We start from the raw sequence: 267 nt of genomic DNA, 5'->3' as shown, positions 1-267 counted from the left end.
GCGAGTCTCGACCAGCCCGAGACCGCCGACGAGCGCCGCCTGCGCCACGCCGCCTGCCTGCTCTCCGACATCGGATGGCGGGCGCACCCGGACTACCGCGGCGAGCAGAGCGTCAACGTCATCACCCACGCGGCCTTCGTGGGCATCGACCATCCGGGCCGGGCCTACCTGGCGCTCGCCATCTATTTCCGCCACGAGGGCATCGCGCCCGAGAAGGCGAGCCCGATGCTGCGCAACCTCGCGGGCCCCCGCCTGTTCGAACGGGCG

The 267-nt window shown here is 72.7% G+C and carries 1 protein-coding gene; it reads left to right on the top strand.

Features of this window, described 5'->3' with window-relative positions; translation table 11 throughout:
* On the top strand, positions 1-267 hold a 267-nt coding region (locus CVH10_RS21180), incomplete at both ends, for a hypothetical protein (RefSeq protein ID WP_369335941.1).

The sequence above is a fragment of the Halomonas sp. ND22Bw genome (assembly GCF_003011945.1).
Taxonomy (GTDB): Bacteria; Pseudomonadota; Gammaproteobacteria; order Pseudomonadales; family Halomonadaceae; genus Halomonas; species Halomonas halophila.
The sequence above is the reverse complement of the archived record's forward strand: the minus strand, read 5'-3'. Positions and strand labels throughout refer to the sequence as shown.